Annotated in this window: 14 protein-coding genes and 1 pseudogene; 2 read left to right on the top strand and 13 right to left on the bottom strand. The window is 48.9% G+C overall.

The features are described 5' to 3' along the window. The first annotated feature begins 96 nt into the window (after nucleotides 1-96). Nucleotides 97-1,788, top strand: a complete 1,692-nt coding sequence (gene lutP, locus LWH95_RS00765) for an L-lactate permease LutP (RefSeq protein ID WP_104010192.1) — start codon at nucleotides 97-99, stop codon at nucleotides 1,786-1,788. 26 nt (nucleotides 1,789-1,814) lie between these two features. On the opposite strand, the gene rpoN is transcribed toward lutP, so the two are convergent. Continuing rightward, complete coding sequence (rpoN, locus tag LWH95_RS00760) at nucleotides 1,815-3,125, bottom strand: RNA polymerase factor sigma-54 (protein ID WP_232918763.1); 1,311 nt, start codon at nucleotides 3,123-3,125, stop codon at nucleotides 1,815-1,817. 78 nt (nucleotides 3,126-3,203) lie between these two features. Here rpoN and yvfG point away from each other — a divergent pair, with 78 nt between their 5' ends. Then, the gene (yvfG, locus tag LWH95_RS00755) at nucleotides 3,204-3,422 is read left to right on the top strand and encodes a protein YvfG (protein ID WP_003235267.1); all 219 of its coding nucleotides are present in this window, start codon (nucleotides 3,204-3,206) and stop codon (nucleotides 3,420-3,422) included. Between the two features lie 9 nt (nucleotides 3,423-3,431). Here yvfG and LWH95_RS00750 read toward each other — a convergent pair whose 3' ends face one another. The 12 genes and pseudogenes from LWH95_RS00750 to LWH95_RS00695 form a co-directional block, all read right to left on the bottom strand. Beyond that, on the bottom strand, nucleotides 3,432-4,400 hold the full coding sequence (locus tag LWH95_RS00750) for a polysaccharide pyruvyl transferase family protein (RefSeq protein ID WP_232918762.1): 969 nt from the start codon (nucleotides 4,398-4,400) through the stop codon (nucleotides 3,432-3,434). Next, a complete protein-coding gene (locus LWH95_RS00745) occupies nucleotides 4,379-5,545 on the bottom strand; it encodes a DegT/DnrJ/EryC1/StrS family aminotransferase (protein WP_232918761.1) in 1,167 nt (388 codons plus the stop codon). Before LWH95_RS00745 ends, LWH95_RS00750 begins: the two co-directional genes overlap by 22 nt. A gap of 16 nt (nucleotides 5,546-5,561) precedes the next feature. After that, nucleotides 5,562-6,200 (bottom strand): acetyltransferase, encoded by a 639-nt coding sequence (locus LWH95_RS00740; protein ID WP_060399531.1) that lies wholly within the window; start codon nucleotides 6,198-6,200, stop codon nucleotides 5,562-5,564. Further along, nucleotides 6,197-6,805: a sugar transferase gene (locus LWH95_RS00735; RefSeq protein WP_003235274.1), complete on the bottom strand. Its 609-nt coding sequence runs from the start codon at nucleotides 6,803-6,805 to the stop codon at nucleotides 6,197-6,199. Before LWH95_RS00735 ends, LWH95_RS00740 begins: the two co-directional genes overlap by 4 nt. Continuing rightward, nucleotides 6,802-8,319: an MATE family efflux transporter gene (locus tag LWH95_RS00730; RefSeq protein ID WP_232918760.1), complete on the bottom strand. Its 1,518-nt coding sequence runs from the start codon at nucleotides 8,317-8,319 to the stop codon at nucleotides 6,802-6,804. Before LWH95_RS00730 ends, LWH95_RS00735 begins: the two co-directional genes overlap by 4 nt. Beyond that, nucleotides 8,316-9,350, bottom strand: coding sequence for a glycosyltransferase (locus LWH95_RS00725; protein ID WP_232918759.1), 1,035 nt, complete (start codon nucleotides 9,348-9,350; stop codon nucleotides 8,316-8,318). Before LWH95_RS00725 ends, LWH95_RS00730 begins: the two co-directional genes overlap by 4 nt. Then, a complete protein-coding gene (locus LWH95_RS00720; RefSeq protein WP_232918758.1) occupies nucleotides 9,347-10,423 on the bottom strand; it encodes a polysaccharide pyruvyl transferase family protein in 1,077 nt (358 codons plus the stop codon). Before LWH95_RS00720 ends, LWH95_RS00725 begins: the two co-directional genes overlap by 4 nt. Before the next feature lie 4 nt (nucleotides 10,424-10,427). Further along, complete coding sequence (locus LWH95_RS00715; RefSeq protein WP_232918757.1) at nucleotides 10,428-11,462, bottom strand: glycosyltransferase family 2 protein; 1,035 nt, start codon at nucleotides 11,460-11,462, stop codon at nucleotides 10,428-10,430. 24 nt (nucleotides 11,463-11,486) lie between these two features. Next, complete coding sequence (epsG, locus tag LWH95_RS00710) at nucleotides 11,487-12,590, bottom strand: biofilm exopolysaccharide biosynthesis protein EpsG (protein ID WP_119914313.1); 1,104 nt, start codon at nucleotides 12,588-12,590, stop codon at nucleotides 11,487-11,489. After that, a pseudogene (locus LWH95_RS00705) lies at nucleotides 12,587-13,742 on the bottom strand (glycosyltransferase family 1 protein). The gene epsG and the pseudogene LWH95_RS00705 overlap by 4 nt, the downstream one beginning before the upstream one ends. After that, entirely contained in the window at nucleotides 13,735-14,571 is an 837-nt protein-coding gene (epsE, locus tag LWH95_RS00700; protein WP_060399538.1) for a glycosyltransferase EpsE, read from the bottom strand. Before epsE ends, LWH95_RS00705 begins: the two are co-directional and overlap by 8 nt. Continuing rightward, nucleotides 14,568-15,707: a glycosyltransferase family 4 protein gene (locus LWH95_RS00695; RefSeq protein ID WP_232918755.1), complete on the bottom strand. Its 1,140-nt coding sequence runs from the start codon at nucleotides 15,705-15,707 to the stop codon at nucleotides 14,568-14,570. The genes epsE and LWH95_RS00695 overlap by 4 nt, the downstream gene beginning before the upstream one ends. Between the last annotated feature and the right edge of the window lie 3 nt (nucleotides 15,708-15,710).

Here is a 15,710-nt window from a genome sequence, read left to right as displayed (position 1 = left end):
GGTAACTGGTCTTATTACCCAGTCATCAGATGATCATATCATCTTTAGAAACCGCTTACATATAACGCCGGTTTATGTTTCAAGGAGGGGTTTGGGATGCAATGGACACAGGCATTTACGCCTATAGGGGGAAATTTGCTTTTATCAGCGCTTGCCGCACTTGTACCGATTATTTTCTTTTTTTGGGCACTCGCGATTAAACGGATGAAGGGGTATACAGCGGGCTTGTCCACCTTGGGGATCGCGCTTGTGATTGCTGTATTGGTTTATCGGATGCCGGCGGAAAAAGCGCTGATGTCCGCTACACAAGGAGCCGTATACGGGATTTTGCCGATCGGCTGGATCATTGTAACGTCTGTTTTTTTGTATAAAATCACTGTGAAAACGGGACAGTTTGATATTATTCGCAGCTCTGTTCTCTCGATTACCGATGACCGCCGGCTTCAGGCGCTTCTGATCGCTTTCTCATTCGGTGCTTTTTTAGAAGGAGCGGCGGGCTTCGGGGCGCCGGTCGCCATTTCTGCCGCGCTGCTGGTCGGTCTCGGCTTTAACCCTCTTTATGCGGCGGGAATCTGTTTGATCGCCAATACAGCCCCTGTGGCCTTTGGGGCGATTGGGATTCCGATTACAGCTGTAGAAGGGCCGACAGGGATTCCGGCGATGGAGATTTCGCAAATGGTCGGGCGGCAGCTGCCGTTTCTATCCGTATTTATTCCTCTTTATTTAATCATTATCATGAGTGGGTTCAGGAAAGCCTTTGAAGTTTGGCCGGCGATTCTCGTTTCCGGTGTTTCCTTTGCTGTTGTTCAATATCTCAGTTCTAATTTTTTAGGGCCTGAGCTGCCGGATGTTTTGTCCGCTCTGGTTTCGATGGCTGCACTTGCTGTGTTTTTAAAATGGTGGAAGCCAAAAACAACATTTCGGTTTGCCAGTGAACAGGAATCGGCCGCTGCGATTGAAACGGCGAAAACAAATTCAGCAGCACCTGCGTACAGCGGCGGACAGATATTCAAGGCCTGGTCGCCATTTCTGCTGCTGACAGTGATGATTTCTGTATGGGGCATTCCATCTGTCAAATCGGCGCTGACCGGGCATTATGAAGGCTCCGCTGTTTTCTTGAAGTGGCTGAATGCTGTTGGAGAAAAATTGACTTTTGCCCCCGGTGTGCCTTTTTTGAACAATCAAATTGTCAATGCTGACGGTGCGCCGATTGAAGCGGTTTACAAGCTCGAGGTGCTTGGTTCGGCCGGCACCGCGATATTGATTGCCGCTGTGCTGTCAAAGTTCATCACGGCGATTTCGTGGAAAAACTGGGGAGCTGTTTTTCAGGAAACGATCCAAGAGCTGAAGTTTCCGATTTTGACCATTGCTTCTGTCGTTGGTTTTGCCTATGTCACCAATTCCTCTGGAATGAGCACGACACTCGGGATGACACTCGCGCTAACAGGTTCAATGTTTACCTTCTTCTCGCCTGTTCTCGGCTGGCTCGGCGTCTTCATTACCGGCTCAGATACTTCTGCCAACCTGCTGTTCGGCAACCTGCAGAAAGTCACCGCATTATCAGTCGGCATGGACCCGGTTCTGTCTGTCGCTGCCAACTCATCAGGCGGTGTCACAGGAAAAATGATTTCGCCGCAGTCAATTGCGGTAGCGTGCGCTGCGGTAGGACTCGCCGGAAAGGAATCAGATCTTTTCCGCTTTACGATTAAGCACAGCTTGTTTTTGCTGCTGCTCGTTTGTATCATCACCTTTTTGCAGCATCATGTGTTCAGCTGGATGATTCCGTAAAAAAATCCTCCCGTCAAGGGAGGATTTTATTTATACCGTTTTCTCGACGCCGATGACGGAATGTTCATTTGATCGCGGTATTTTGCCACGGTTCGTCTGGAGATTTGGATGCCGTGCTGTTCATATAGCAAATCAGCTAGCTTTTGATCTGAGAGCGGTTTTGTTTTGTCCTCTTGATTGATCAGGTCTTCAAGATGCGTTTTGACTGCATAGTTAGACGCATCTCCATCTCCTGAAGCCTCGGCTTTTGCTGAGAAAAAGAGTTTCATCTCAAACAGTCCGTACGGCGTTTGCATCGTTTTCCCTTTAATTGCCCGGCTCACAGTTGATTCATGAAGGCTTAGGCAGTCCGCTACCTCCCTGAGAGTCAGCGGCTTCATTGCACTTCGTCCTTTCAGAAAGAAATCCTTTTGCCGTGTGATCAGTTCATTTATGATTCTCGTGATCGTCTGCTTTCGCTGTCGCAGCGCGCGGCTCAGCCAGCGCCATTCCTGATATTTCGCAGATAAATAAGAGGCGGTATCCTGACAGGAGCCGGACGATAAAAGCGTTCTGTACTGCGGATGCAGGTCTATCTCTGGAAACGAGCGGGTATTCAGCTCCGCTGCGATGTGCCCGTTTTTCACGGTGATAAAAATGTCAGGCTCGATATACACATCTTGCTCTGGCCGGGCAAATAGAAGGCCCGGTCTTGGATGAAGAGCTGCGATGTCATCAGAGATATCTTGAATGGTATGAAGCGGAATTCCCGTTTCTTTTGAAAGCGCTTTCCAGTTTTTTTGCGCGAAAGCATCAAAATGAGCTGAAACAAGCATTTCCGCTTGTTCATTTCTGTTCGGCAGCCGCTGTAATTGAAGAAGGATACATTCCTGCAGAGATCTTGCGCCGATTCCAGCCGGCTCTAACGACTGGAGTTTTGCCAAAACAGCTTCCGCTTCCTTGATTGAAACCGATAGTCGCCGTGCTGCCTCCTCCACTTCTTCTTCCAAGTACCCGTTCGAATCAAGCGAATGAATCAGATAATTGAAAATCTTTTTTTCGGAGTTTGTCAGATTCATATCAAGTGACTGCTGTTTTAACACATCCTGCAATGTTTTTTGCGGATCACTTAATTGAAGGCCTGCTTCCTGTGCATTCATCCTGTTTTTGTTTATTTTATGGTAAGATAGTGGCGGTGTGTCTGATTCCTTTCGTTCAATAAGAGGGTTTTCCAGTGAGAGCTCATCAATGTATTCGGCGAGTTCTGCCGAATGATAGCCAAGCAGCGTGATGGCCTGCCTGAGCTCCTGTGTCAGTTGAGGCTTTAATACTTGTACTTGCTGAAGTTTCATATCCATCTTGCTCACTCCCCTTTCTTCATTGTACATGATTGAGATCACACCGTATACATTTATGAAAAAGGAGCTGCCAAAGAAATGTCTGAACTTTTTTCCGTACCTTATTTTATTGAGAATTTCAAACAGCATATTGAAATGAATCAGTCTGAGGATAAAATCCACGCGATGAACAGCTACTACCGTTCCGTTGTCTCAACGCTTGTGCAGGACCAGCTGACGAAAAACGCAGTCGTCTTGAAACGGATTCAGCATTTAGATGAAGCGTACAACAAAGTCAAACGGGGAGAATCAAAATAAACCTTCCGCTCACATATGAGCAGGAAGGTTTTCCTTCTTTGAGACGTTCTGGATGAGTCGGGTGTCCGGCACGCCTTCCATCCAGGTGTGATAGTAATTGGCGTTTTTCCCGTAGGAATTATCAATGACCGTGTTTTCTTTTTGAAGAAGAGAAGACAAGATGTAGCCGTGCAGCCTTGACGTTTCTACCGATTCGTAACGGCTGAAAAACCGAATCGCTTTTTTAACGATATAATCCGAGTATTTTTCCCATATATACGCGATGGGCAGAGGGTTGCCCGCTTTTTTGTTCAAAACGTTCAGCGTTTGCAGAAAAGCGATCGTCCGGCGGTCTGAAGCTGACAGCACCGTGCGCCAATCGTAGCTTTCCGCTTTTGCGTCTTCCTGAAGCTCCTTGTTTGCTTCATGATCTGTTCTGATAAATCTTAGCTTTTGATTAATCGGCTGCAGCGTTGGAACTACGGGAAACAGCTGATGAGCCATATCAGGCAGAAGCTTAATATGATTGCTTGTAAAGTAAGCCTGTGCTGTTGCATAGGAGGCTTTTTCCCTTGTGATGATGTGGAGATTCGCATGTTTAGAAAATATCTCCGCTGTCCGTTTGAGATTGTCTTTGTTTTGAAAATAAATTGATTGCGGCAGAATCACGATTTTGTGGTTCGGATAGGTTTGGACGATTTTCTCTCTAAAGCCTTGATAATACGGATACAAGTCCCCGAAGTTGCCGCCTCCCTGGCAGACGATGATGAGGTTCGGATCCAGCTTTCGTCCAACTGGAAAATTGTCGGGATTCCAGCGTTTTCTGACCCGGATCCCATGTTCTTTAAAGAATGCTTCTGTTCCCTTCATAATAAATAAATCCCCTACATTTCCGTATAGAGGATAGTCGGCATATATGATCTCGGACTGTTTCGGAATGACATCGAGCAGCCCGGACAGTTTCTGTTTCAGGCTGATCATCGAATGCTTGCTGTCCATTTCTTCACCTCGGCAGTTTGGAATAAGTGTGCTAGCACATCAATGACCCGGTCTTGTTCTTCTTCCGTCAGATTTGACCCAGACGGGAGACAGATCCCTCGCTTGAAAAGATCTTCGCATATGCTCCCATTACCTTCATGAGAATAAAATAAAGACGGCGCAAACAGCGGCTGGGTATGGAGCGGCTTCCACAGCGGCCGCGCTTCAATGTTTTCTTCAGCAAGACGCTGAACCGCGTCATATGGATTCAGCCCGTTATCAAGTGTGAGCGTGGTAAGCCAGCGATTGGATACGCCTGCTGCATACTCCGGCATAAAGCGGACGCCGTCTATGTGACCGAGCGCATTTTTGTATCTCGTAAAAATAGACCTTCTTTTTTCCACCCGCTCATCCAGCACTTCAAGCTGGGCAATGCCTACGCCAGCGAGAATATTGCTCAGTCTGTAATTGTGTCCGATTTCGCTGTGCTGATAATGTACAGCCGGCTCTCTTGCCTGCGAAGCGAGAAATCGTGCTTTTTCAATGGCGGCTTCATCGTCTGAAACGAGCATCCCGCCACCCGATGTGGTGATGATTTTGTTCCCGTTAAATGAAAAAATGCCGAAGCGCCCGAATGTCCCGCTTTGCTTCCCTTTATATACTGTGCCGAGAGATTCGGCTGCGTCCTCAATGACAGGAACTCCGTATGCGTCACACAGGCTTATGATGTCATCCATTTTCGCGCTTTGCCCATATAAATTGACGGCAATGACCGCTTTGGGCAGCTTTCCGTTTCTTTTCGCATCCTCCAGCGCTCTTTCAAGGGCTTTCGGCGACATATTCCACGTATCAGGCTCAGAATCAATAAAGACGGGCACCGCTTTTTCATATAAAATCGGATTGGCGGTCGCCACAAATGTGAAGGACTGGCAAAACACACAGTCTCCTTCTTTTACCTCAAGCAAACGCAGCGCCAGATGAATCGCCGCCGTTCCAGAGCTGACCGCAGCCGCCCCTTTTACGCCGACGCGTTCAGCCAGTTGTTCTTCAAATGTATTCACAAGAGGCCCCAGTGGCGCAATCCAGTTTGAGCGAAAGGCTTCTGAAATATAGTGCTGCTCTCTGCCGCTCATGTGAGGGGGAGATAAGTAGATTCTTTTATGCATATAATCATCCTTTGTTTTATGTTTGAATGGAAGAAATAATACGCGCCGGGGCACCGGCCGCCGTTACCCTGTCCGGTATGGAACGGATCACCGCGGAGCCGGCGCCGACAGTGCTCCAGGCCCCGATTGTGAGCTGCGGTATGACGGACGCGCCGGTTCCGACATGAGCGCCTTCCTGAACAACAACCGCTCCTGACAGCGTGACACGCGGGGAAAGATGGACATAATCGCTGATTTGGTTGTCGTGCTCTGCCACTGCACCAGTATTGATGATACAGTGGGCGCCGATACGCGCATCCGCCTGAATGATCGCGCCCGCCATAATTACGGTCCCTTCCCCGATGACAGCGGACTTGCTGACGATGGCTGTCGGGTGAATCAATGTAATGAAATCTTCTTTCTTCAGTCCCAGTCGCTCTGCCAGCTGTTTTCTGACACTGTTGTTTCCGATGGCGATCAGGAACAACACATCGGGGACCAGCCTGCGCACTTCAGAAATGGCTTCCGGCGGGCCTGTGCACCACTCTTTTCCGGCTTCAAACGATCTGAATTTATCATCCAGCACAGCGGTTAAGCGCGTGTCTGGCCGGGCGTTTATCAGCTCTCTGATCACCTTTCCGTGTCCGCCGTCACCCACAATGGCCACGTTTCTCATGAGGACACATCTCCGCTTCCTGTAAACCGTTCCGCCGTCACATGATTGGTTTGCTGAATCCCTTCTGAAACAAGCACTTTTCGCACCGTCAAACATAAAATTTTCAAATCGAGAAAAAATGATCGGTTGTCAACGTACCAAACATCGAATTCAAATTTCTTTTCCCAGGAAATTGCGTTTCTGCCGTTGATTTGCGCCCAGCCTGTGATACCCGGCTTCACCTCATGGCGCCGTGCCTGCTTTTCTGTATAAAGCGGCAGATAGTCCATCAAAAGCGGCCGCGGACCGACAAGGCTGAGATCGCCTTTTAGGACATTCAGCAGCTGCGGAAGCTCATCGATGCTCAACTTCCTGATCAGCCTGCCCGTTTTCGTCAGCCGGACTTCATCAGGCAGCAGATTTCCTTCACTGTCCCGTTCATCCGTCATCGTTCGGAATTTATAAAGGGTGAACGGTTTGCCGTGCAGGCCCGGCCTTACTTGCTTAAAAAAAACAGGGGATCCTATTTTCAGCCTGACAACGGCGATGGTGAGCAAAATGATGACACTCGTACAGCACAATAAAAGAATGGCGGCCGTCAGATCAAAAAGTCGTTTCAGGATCAAAGATTCACAGCTCCTTTCGTTTTTCGAAACCGTTTCAGTACCAGCTGTCTTTCCTCTTTCGTACAAACGAGCGTAAAAGCGAAAACGGCGTAGCAGCAGCTGACTGTCATTCCCGCTGCTATCAATGATGTCCAGCCGTCAATCTTCACAAAGAACCGGATCGCCTCACAGACCGCCCAGGCAAACGCAGCTGCTGAAAGAGGCCCGATTATGCCTTTGAAGAACACGTGCTTTTTGTAGCCGGTAATGCGGGATACGTAAAGCGGCGTAAAAATGGCATTTTTTAAAATAAGGGAAATCGCCCCGGCCAATGTAATGCCGTACAGGCCGAGATGAGCCGGCCCGCTCAGCGCGACGGCCAGCACCACATTCACCGCGCCTAACAGCAGGGTAACGATCGCCGGTGTTTTTTGTTTATTAAAGGCGGTCCATATATAGAACATTGGCATAAAGGCGAGGCTGACCACTAAGTATCCGGCATGAATATATAAAAGCGGTGCTATAGACGAAAAGGACGGTCCGAGCCAGATCGTCAGAAAAGGCCCCGCCAAACCGCCCAATAAGGCAGCGGGAAGCGCAAGCAGAAGACCGTTCAGCCTCACTGCCTTGTTAGCGTAATTCACCAATCCGTCCATATCGCCTTTTGAATAATACGAAGTCATAAGCGGTGCAAACAGGGATGCGACTGTTCCAGCCAAGCTGCGCAGCAGCAGCGGAAACTGGATTATCGCCGCGTATTTCCCGGATGCAGACGCCCCCAGCACCAAATTGGCGGTTAATAGATCAATCTGCAAAAAAAGCAGGACGCCGATTTGATTGACGGAGCTCCATGTGCCCGCCTGAAACAGCTCCTTGCTTGTGCGGAATGAAAGATCCTTCATACGAAACGAGAACCACGGAATCAGCTTTTTGAAGAAATAGAAAGACAGCACAGACGCGATGGCAGCACCAGCTAAAGCGGCAAGCTGGATCTGCCAGATTTTCGGCGTGAAGCATGCAAACAAGAGCAGCACAGACAGCACGCGTACTAGCATTTGCACCGCCTGAATTGAGCTGGTGATGTATAGGCGGTTGGCATAAAATGGAGCAGCGCCGAAACCCGCCATCAGAAACGTTAAAATGAACAGCAGACTGCCGATCAAAATCGACAAACGCACATCAGCCAAAAGCGCTGGCGGCACGTTCATGATACGGTCAATAAAAAAAGCCGAACCCGCAAGAGGCAGCAAAAGAAGCAATGATATTAGAACAGACGCCGCCAAATAGTTGCTGATATACGCATTTGCTTTATCCCGCTCTCCCCTGTGGGCGGCGACAGAAAAGAACCGCACAACAACCGAGCTGAGCGCCACGGTGATAATTGAAAAGTAATTAATCACATTTTGTGTCAAATGAACAAAGCCGAACGCTTCCACACCAAGCGTTTTGACAATAAAAGGCGTCATCCAGACTGACAGGAATACGGACAAGAGAAAAGCCGTGAGATTAGCGCTGAAGTTTATCGTGAATTTCATGCCTGCTTCGCACTGCCTTTCATCGTCCCCCGCTGCTCGAAAAACAGCTTGATGAGAAATATGAGCCGCAATTTGCACAGGCCTAATACCAAACGCTCGCCTCTTAATAATTTCTCATGCTGAAACGGTGTATTTCTGACAGCCTGCCGCACCATGTCATAGGATAAAATCTGCCTGATCTGCTTTTTGATGTCTTTCGGCGGATTTGGAGAAGCACAGGCATTTGCCAGAAGCATCGGAAGCTGGTGCTTGCAAATGTACACATTTAAATCTTCTTTGCATGCACCTGCTAAACCGTAATGATTGTAGAATGCGATTTTAGCCTGATATTGCTTTTGAATCTGTTCATCCATCGCCGGCTTATAAGGCATTTCTGTCAGGCTGTTCGGGTTTTCACGATAGATGTACAAGCCTTCATCCAGCATTTTCACCCGCTCCGCTTCGAAAAAAGCGGACAAATTGAAGGGGGAGTCTTCGGCAAAACGGATGTCTTCATCAAACAGCAGATTCGCCCTTTCCAAAAGCTCACGGCGATAAACATAACGCCATACATACCAGATAAATCTCGTTTCGTGAGCATGTTTGAGCCGTTCAGCAATTTCCGCTTTTGTCAGCACGCGGTTTGTGTCAAGCTGCGGCGGCACATATACCCGACTGTCCGCTGACTGCTTGTAAAAACCGCATCCAGCGATGTCGAGCCGGTTCTCCTCCGCTTCTTCAATCAGCCTCTGGAACATGGCGGAAGATACATAATCGTCTCCATCGACAAAGCCGATGTACGTGCCCCGCGCGGCCTTTATTCCCGCATTTCGTGCTGAACTCAGCCCGCCGTTTGTCTGATGCATGACCCGGATTCTCGCATCCCGTTTTGCATAGTCCTCTGCAATCTCGCCTGAACGATCCGGGGTTCCGTCATTCACGAGGATGATTTCAATATCAGAAAGCGTTTGACGAAGCAGTGAGTCAATGCATTCCTCTATAAATGGTTCAACGTTATACATCGGAACAATAATGCTGACGAGCGGGTTCATTGCGCTTCACCGCTGATTTTGTCCCGCAGCCCTTTAAAATACACATCTCTCGGAAAGCCGGCACGGGGTGTTTCTTTTGTTAACAGCTCTTTTACTGCGTCTGTCACGCGCTCGGGGTCCGGATGTTCAATCAGCTTCATGAATGGGATGTCTTTGAGCCATTGATAGCCTTCCATCACCTTGTGGTCAAAGGAACGGATGACGACACACGGCGTTCCTGTCAGTGCGCAAAAAATCATGCCGTGAAGCCTGTCAGTGACAACAGCTTCTGCGCTTTGCAGCTTAGACCACAGCGCTTCAAGCTCCTGCTCCCGTGAATCGCGGCTGACCCGGCGCCCAATCGTTGTCGTAAAGGATTGGATTTCGCCGAATTCTGCAAAAAGCGCCGCCTTGACCCGGTTTCTCTCATCCTCCCGAAGGACGCTTTCCTGATCCTCGCGCAAACACATATAAACCCCTTCGCGCTCTGCGGGGGTCTTGCTTCTATTTAAATACAGCACCATGTCCGGCTGCTTCAAAATCGTTTTTTCTTGAAAATGCCGTTTCATAAATTGATACGTTGTTTCATCCCGAGCCATCAGCAATAGGCCGGGGTGCGCATTATAAATTTTCTGTGCCCGTTTCAGCTCTTTGCGCCCCTTTTTCGTGTCAGAAAAATGAGCCGTTGCCGGAAGCTGGACAACTCGATAGTCGTGAAATGTTTTAATGATAAAGCGGCGCGTCCACTCCTCATAACGGTATAAATCCCCCATGTTTCCGCCGCCGATGATAAAGACCATATCCTCCGGATGGCGTGAGCGGAGCAGCGCTTTCGCTGATTTGTAAATGTCCTTCATATCGACTTCGACGATGTCAAAATCGGGATATTCCCGCTCAAGAAATGCCTTGCTGGCATAAGCAATCGCGTGGTCTCCCAAATTGTCATGAGACGGCAGCAGGGTCAGTATGATTTTTTTCTGATGTGCTGCGGCCTTTACCGACTGATCGGCCGCACCCAGCCAATATTGGGACGGGTATTTGACCTTAAGCAGCAGCCATTCTGCAAGATTGATTTTCAACGATTGTAACGACATGTCCTCACCCTCTGTTTCTCATTTTGTACTCGATTACCCGCTGATACACGGCCGACGCCATAGCGACGAACGGAATCATTCTGTATTTCGCCATCAGAAGCAGGCATGACCGTTTTGCATCAAAAGGCGCAGTACCCGTTTTTGAGAGGCTCTCCTGAAACACCGGGTCCGCGCAAATCACGCCGACATTTCTAAGCTTTTCAAACAGCCGGCCGCTGCCGCTTGTTTTCCATTCGTTCAGCATACAGATGCTGCTGTGAAGCACGATAAAGGTATCAAGCTCCTTTCGGTACTCCTCCATTTTGTTGTTCTCCTGTAAAAAAGCCGCATTCGCCTCATACAGCGCAAGTCCTGATTCAAACAGTTTTTTCTGATAGCGCTGCACGATGGATGATAGGTGAATTCTGTAATGATAGAGCGGCGCTTTTACATAGGATACCGAACGGGCGAAAAAATGAGCCCGGAAGCTGAAAAACTGATCCTCGACATGCTCCAGCTCGCCTCGGAGCGGAAACGACAGCCGGTGTGCTTCAATCATGCTTCTTCTGTAAAGTTTGTTCCATGAAAACCCTCTGACCTTCCCTTCGAATAACGCCTTGATATAGTGCTCCTTCGGCTGCCCCTGATAGGTTTCCGCAATGTCAGAGAGCATCGTTTTTCCAGTATCCTCAAATTCCGCGGCGTAATTACAAATGACCAGATCAGTTTCATCGCCTGCTGCCTGGAGCATCCGCTCGCAATAATCAGGCTCGATCCAATCGTCTGAATCGATAAACGCGATAAACTCGCCGCGTGCCGCCTCGATGCCTTTATTCCGAACCGCGCCGAGCCCTTGATTCTCCTGATGTATCACTCTGAACCTGTTGTCGTTTTTGGCGTATTCCTCCGCGATATCCGGGCTGGCGTCTGCTGAACCGTCATTGACGACGATGATTTCAATATTGTCCACCGTCTGATTACGCAGCGATTCGAGACATGTTTTGATATATGTTTCTGTGTTATAAACAGCGACTAACAGACTAACTGCAGGTGTTTCCATAATGACCGGCTCCTCTTGCATAAATTACCGGGAAAAAATCGTTCTGTAGGGCAGAACGGACGAATCAACCGGCATAAGCAAATAACTGTAAAGAAAATAACAAACAACGATAGCGATATAGATAAGGGCATTCGATTTTTCATCAAAGATCCTGACGAAATAAGGGACTAAGATCATTTGATACAGGCCGAAATAGATATTGAATCTGGCAAAGATCACGTCCTTTGTGGCCAAAAGCCCGAACAAAAACCCGAGCAGGCACAAATTGACGACGATATCGATTTGCGGCCACAGCTTCCGCAGACGCGCTCTGTAGCAAAAGGCGAGAAACAGCGGCAGAACCAAGACAGCGATTTTGATCACATTCATTCCATTTGTGTTTGTCATGAGCCATTTTTCATAATGACTGTATGAGCTGTTTTCAAGCACAACGACAAACACAGAAATAAATTTTTGATATAAAAACGTCATGCCGAGAAATAAAGCGGATAGGCCGAATATTGCCGGTGACCAGGCTTTTCTTCTGACAATAAAGTACACTGGAATCATAATCAGCGCCGAGGAATGAAAGAGCGAGCTGATCAGCACGATCAGAAAATATCGCTTCCAGTTCCCGCTGATGATATAACGGATCGCCCAAAACAAAGCAGCGGCCACCATGTATTGCCTGATGCCGTTAAAAGACGCGTAATAATGGAAGGTTCCTAAAAATAAAAAGACACTCAGCTCAAACGGCCTTCCGTAGTCAGCGAGTGTCTTCATAATAAAGCTGTAGGTCACGGCCGCAACCGTTATATACATGATTTGGGGATCTTTCGTGATGAAATTCATCAGCCAAAGCAGTGCGGTAAAGCCCGGATCTGTCGCCATTTTCGCTGTGCCGAAACCGAATATCTGCCACACATTTTGATAATCGCCCGCCATTTCGTACAGCAGCGTGTACGTCTGAAAATCCGTGCCGACTCTGTAGCGGAGACCCGACACGAGCACAAGTGAGGCGAGCGGAATCCAAATCAGAAGCTTATTCGGCCGATACCCCGTGGCGAGCGAATCGTCACGGCCGCCGCACATTTTAGCGAACCAAGACCAAATATATACAATTCCCATATTGACGGCATATACAATCATCGTTTATAGTCCTTTTCCGCTGCTGATGTTGTACACATTCAGCAGCTCTCCTACATTTTGCTGTGCATCGTAGCCGAGTTCGGCAAGTGTTTCTTTGATGAGCTCCCGCTTCGGCCTGCCTGAGGCGGCCGCCCTTGCAATGGTTTCAGCCCAGATACCGATCGGCTCAGAAAGACTCAATCTCGTCACAAGCCCGAGACCGGCGTCGACTTTTTCTGTAATGTTGTCTGAAATGATGCATGGAAGCCCCGATGCCTGCGCTTCCACAAGCACAACCGGCAAGCCTTCGTACAAAGACGGCATGACAAACACATCAAATGTGCGCATCAATTCATGAATGCGTTCTTCAGTGCCTAAAAAGAGGACCTCTGAAAGCAGATTCTGCCGCCGCACCTCCTCTTCCATTTTCTCGCGCAGCGGCCCGTCTCCTGCGAGAACGAGCTGAAAGCGAACCCCTCGTTCCTTGAGATGTGCGGCAAGCTTTAGCAGAAACGCGTGGTTTTTCACTTCATGAAACCGGGCCACATGGCCAATGATCAGACGGTCAGCCGCTATGCCGCGTGCTGTTTTTTCTTCATCAGCCCTCTGCCCATTTGGGGCGAACAAATCAAGATCAATCCCGTTCGGAAGGAGATGAACGCGCTCCCGTTCCATGTTGGACTGCCCGAATAAAAACGTGCCCGCATCCTCTCCGCAGGCACACAATGCTGTCGCATTCGCCAAGATAAGCCGCCTAAACACCATCAGCTGCAGGCGATCCTTCCAATTGAAGCCGGTTTTCCACGACGTATTGTGGGAATGGCATACCCTGACCGGCACTCCGGCAAGCCTTGCCGCAAGGGCGATAAAGCCCGTTTGAAAATCCGTGTGGGCATGGACCGCGCTGAACGGCCCGTTTTCTTTTATCGTGTTTCTTACATTCCTCACAAATGTAAGGGGATTGCTTTGTCCGATGCTCGGGACATAAAAAAGCCGCCCGCCTAAAGATAAAATTTCTTCATCATAAGCGCACGGATCATTTCGATACGTTAAAAAATCAAATTGTACTTTGCTTCTGTCCATTTTCCGATATAAATTCATCACCATGGTTTCCGCGCCGCCCCTGTTCATGCCGCTGAGAACATGGAGCACGCGTTTTTGGCTGTTATTCATGCTTGACAAGCCCTTCCTTTTGGTTCGTCACTCTTTTTTTGTGGTAGCGATTCATCACGGCTGGAGGCATAAACGCGCGGATTAACGGTTTTGCGATATATATGTAATCAGATAAAGGGAGCTTCAAACGTCTGCATGCCTGATAGACAAGGATGGCATTGTCGATTGAATACGTAAATGACCGCCGTTTGAATGCATCGCTGTCTTCCCTTACTTTATACAAGGCCTCCTGGAGATTGTAGCCCCTGAAGCCCTCTTCAAAAAAGCGAAGCCACAAATCAATATCCTCCATCCGTCTCGTCCGCCGCACCGAACGGTAGCCTTTCAGCGTGCGGTAGGCGCTGGCTCTCATCATAATCGTTCCGTGGCAAAACGGGGTCCCTTTTGCCATGATGGCCGGCTCCGGAACAGAAGGCAGGATGCGGGTGCCTCTTACGCCACATTCATCAAATACAAGCATGCCGGTGCCAACCACCTGATAGTGGCGGTGTTTTTCTAAAAACGCGACCTGCTTTTCCAGACGGCGCGGGAACGAAAGGTCATCGCCATCCTGGCGGGCGATATACTCGCCTGTCGCATGCGAAAGACAATGATTTAATGAGGCGGCAAGCCGCTTGTTTGTTTTGTTTTGAATCAGCTTGATGCGGTCGCTGTAATGAGCGGCATACTGCTTCGCAATGCGGAGCGTGCCGTCTGTTGACGCATCATCGCACATAATCAGCTCCCAATTTTTATAGGATTGGCTGAGAATGGATTCAATGCTTTCCGCCAAAGTGCGTTCACAATTATAAATGCCCATAATGACAGAAACTTTCGGTCCTGAGTTCATACGCTTTTCTCCTTTATCTCCATGTACGCGGAATATATATCTGCCATTTCTTCTACCGTTCGCGCCTCCGAAAAGCGCAAGGCTGTTTTTCGGCCTTCCTGTCCCAGCCTTCTGCAGAGTTCCGGCTGATTGTAAAGCTGTTCAATCCGGCGGGCAAAAGCGGCACTGTCACCGATTTTGATCAAAAAACCATTTTCTCCGTCCCGGATAATTTCCCGATGCCCGCGGTTATCCGTGGCAATCGCCGGTTTTTCCGCCGCCATCCCTTCAAGCACATTCATGCCGAGGCCTTCTCTGATGCTGGATGCGACAGATACATCTGCCAGCTGTATCAGCTCGTGAATGTCGCGGCAAAAGCCGTAAAAGCGGACATTGCCGGAAGCGCCAAGCTTTTCAGCCAACGTTCGATTCGTTTGTTCCATCGCCCCTTCTCCGGCAAAAACAAGGCGGAGCGACGGAATTTTATCTTTCAGCAAGGCTGCGGCTTCAATTAACAGCTTCTGGTTTTTGTTCAGATTGAGCTCAGCCGGATAAACCAATATAAAATCGTCTTCACGGAATCCGTGTTTTTCTCTGAGTCTTTGCTGTTCTTCCAGGCTGACAGGCCGGAACCGATCGGTATTGACGCCGATGCCGTGAATTTTCTGCGTCATGCCGCCTTGCCTTTGAAGTCCTTTTGCCCGAGTGTAATCCTCTTCATTGATCGTGATCAGGCAGTCGGTATATGCCGAAAGCCATTTCTCAACCGGATAGTAAAGAAGCCAATTTTTTATCGGCGCTCCGCTGCAGAAGTGAAAGCCGTGCGCTGTGTACAGCACCTTTGTTCCATGCCGCCTTGCCTGCCTCGCCGCTAGTCTGGCGAGCACGCCGCCTACCGGCGTATGGCAATGGACAATGTCATATTGATTGGTGTCGATCACGTTCTTCAGCTGTCTGTAAACGGCCAGATTCTGAGGATGAAAGGGTGATCTGCGAATCGGGATTGAGAATTTCTCATCCACATACGGCAGCTTGGTTTGTCCGCTCGCGGCGACATGAACCTCCCAGCCCATTCGTTTAAACCATTTAAAGTAAGGGAGGTGAAAGGCCTTAAAATGATAATCAACAGTCGCGCAAAACAAGATCTTTTTCGTCATCTT

The organism is Bacillus sp. G16, assembly GCF_021282335.1.
Classification (GTDB): domain Bacteria; phylum Bacillota; class Bacilli; order Bacillales; family Bacillaceae; genus Bacillus; species Bacillus inaquosorum.
Note: the sequence above shows the minus strand (reverse complement) of the source record. Positions and strands in the feature narration are given on the sequence as shown.

Bases quoted from the DNA above. Each gene is read 5' to 3' on its own strand.
- lutP (WP_104010192.1), top strand. From the start codon at position 97: ATGCAATGGACACAGGCATTTACGCCTATAGGGGGAAATTTGCTTTTA.
- rpoN (WP_232918763.1), bottom strand. From the start codon at position 3,125: ATGGATATGAAACTTCAGCAAGTACAAGTATTAAAGCCTCAACTGACA.
- yvfG (WP_003235267.1), top strand. From the start codon at position 3,204: ATGTCTGAACTTTTTTCCGTACCTTATTTTATTGAGAATTTCAAACAG.
- LWH95_RS00750 (WP_232918762.1), bottom strand. From the start codon at position 4,400: ATGGACAGCAAGCATTCGATGATCAGCCTGAAACAGAAACTGTCCGGG.
- LWH95_RS00745 (WP_232918761.1), bottom strand. From the start codon at position 5,545: ATGCATAAAAGAATCTACTTATCTCCCCCTCACATGAGCGGCAGAGAG.
- LWH95_RS00740 (WP_060399531.1), bottom strand. From the start codon at position 6,200: ATGAGAAACGTGGCCATTGTGGGTGACGGCGGACACGGAAAGGTGATC.
- LWH95_RS00730 (WP_232918760.1), bottom strand. From the start codon at position 8,319: ATGAAATTCACGATAAACTTCAGCGCTAATCTCACGGCTTTTCTCTTG.
- LWH95_RS00725 (WP_232918759.1), bottom strand. From the start codon at position 9,350: ATGAACCCGCTCGTCAGCATTATTGTTCCGATGTATAACGTTGAACCA.
- LWH95_RS00720 (WP_232918758.1), bottom strand. From the start codon at position 10,423: ATGTCGTTACAATCGTTGAAAATCAATCTTGCAGAATGGCTGCTGCTT.
- LWH95_RS00715 (WP_232918757.1), bottom strand. From the start codon at position 11,462: ATGGAAACACCTGCAGTTAGTCTGTTAGTCGCTGTTTATAACACAGAA.
- epsG (WP_119914313.1), bottom strand. From the start codon at position 12,590: ATGATTGTATATGCCGTCAATATGGGAATTGTATATATTTGGTCTTGG.
- epsE (WP_060399538.1), bottom strand. From the start codon at position 14,571: ATGAACTCAGGACCGAAAGTTTCTGTCATTATGGGCATTTATAATTGT.
- LWH95_RS00695 (WP_232918755.1), bottom strand. From the start codon at position 15,707: ATGACGAAAAAGATCTTGTTTTGCGCGACTGTTGATTATCATTTTAAG.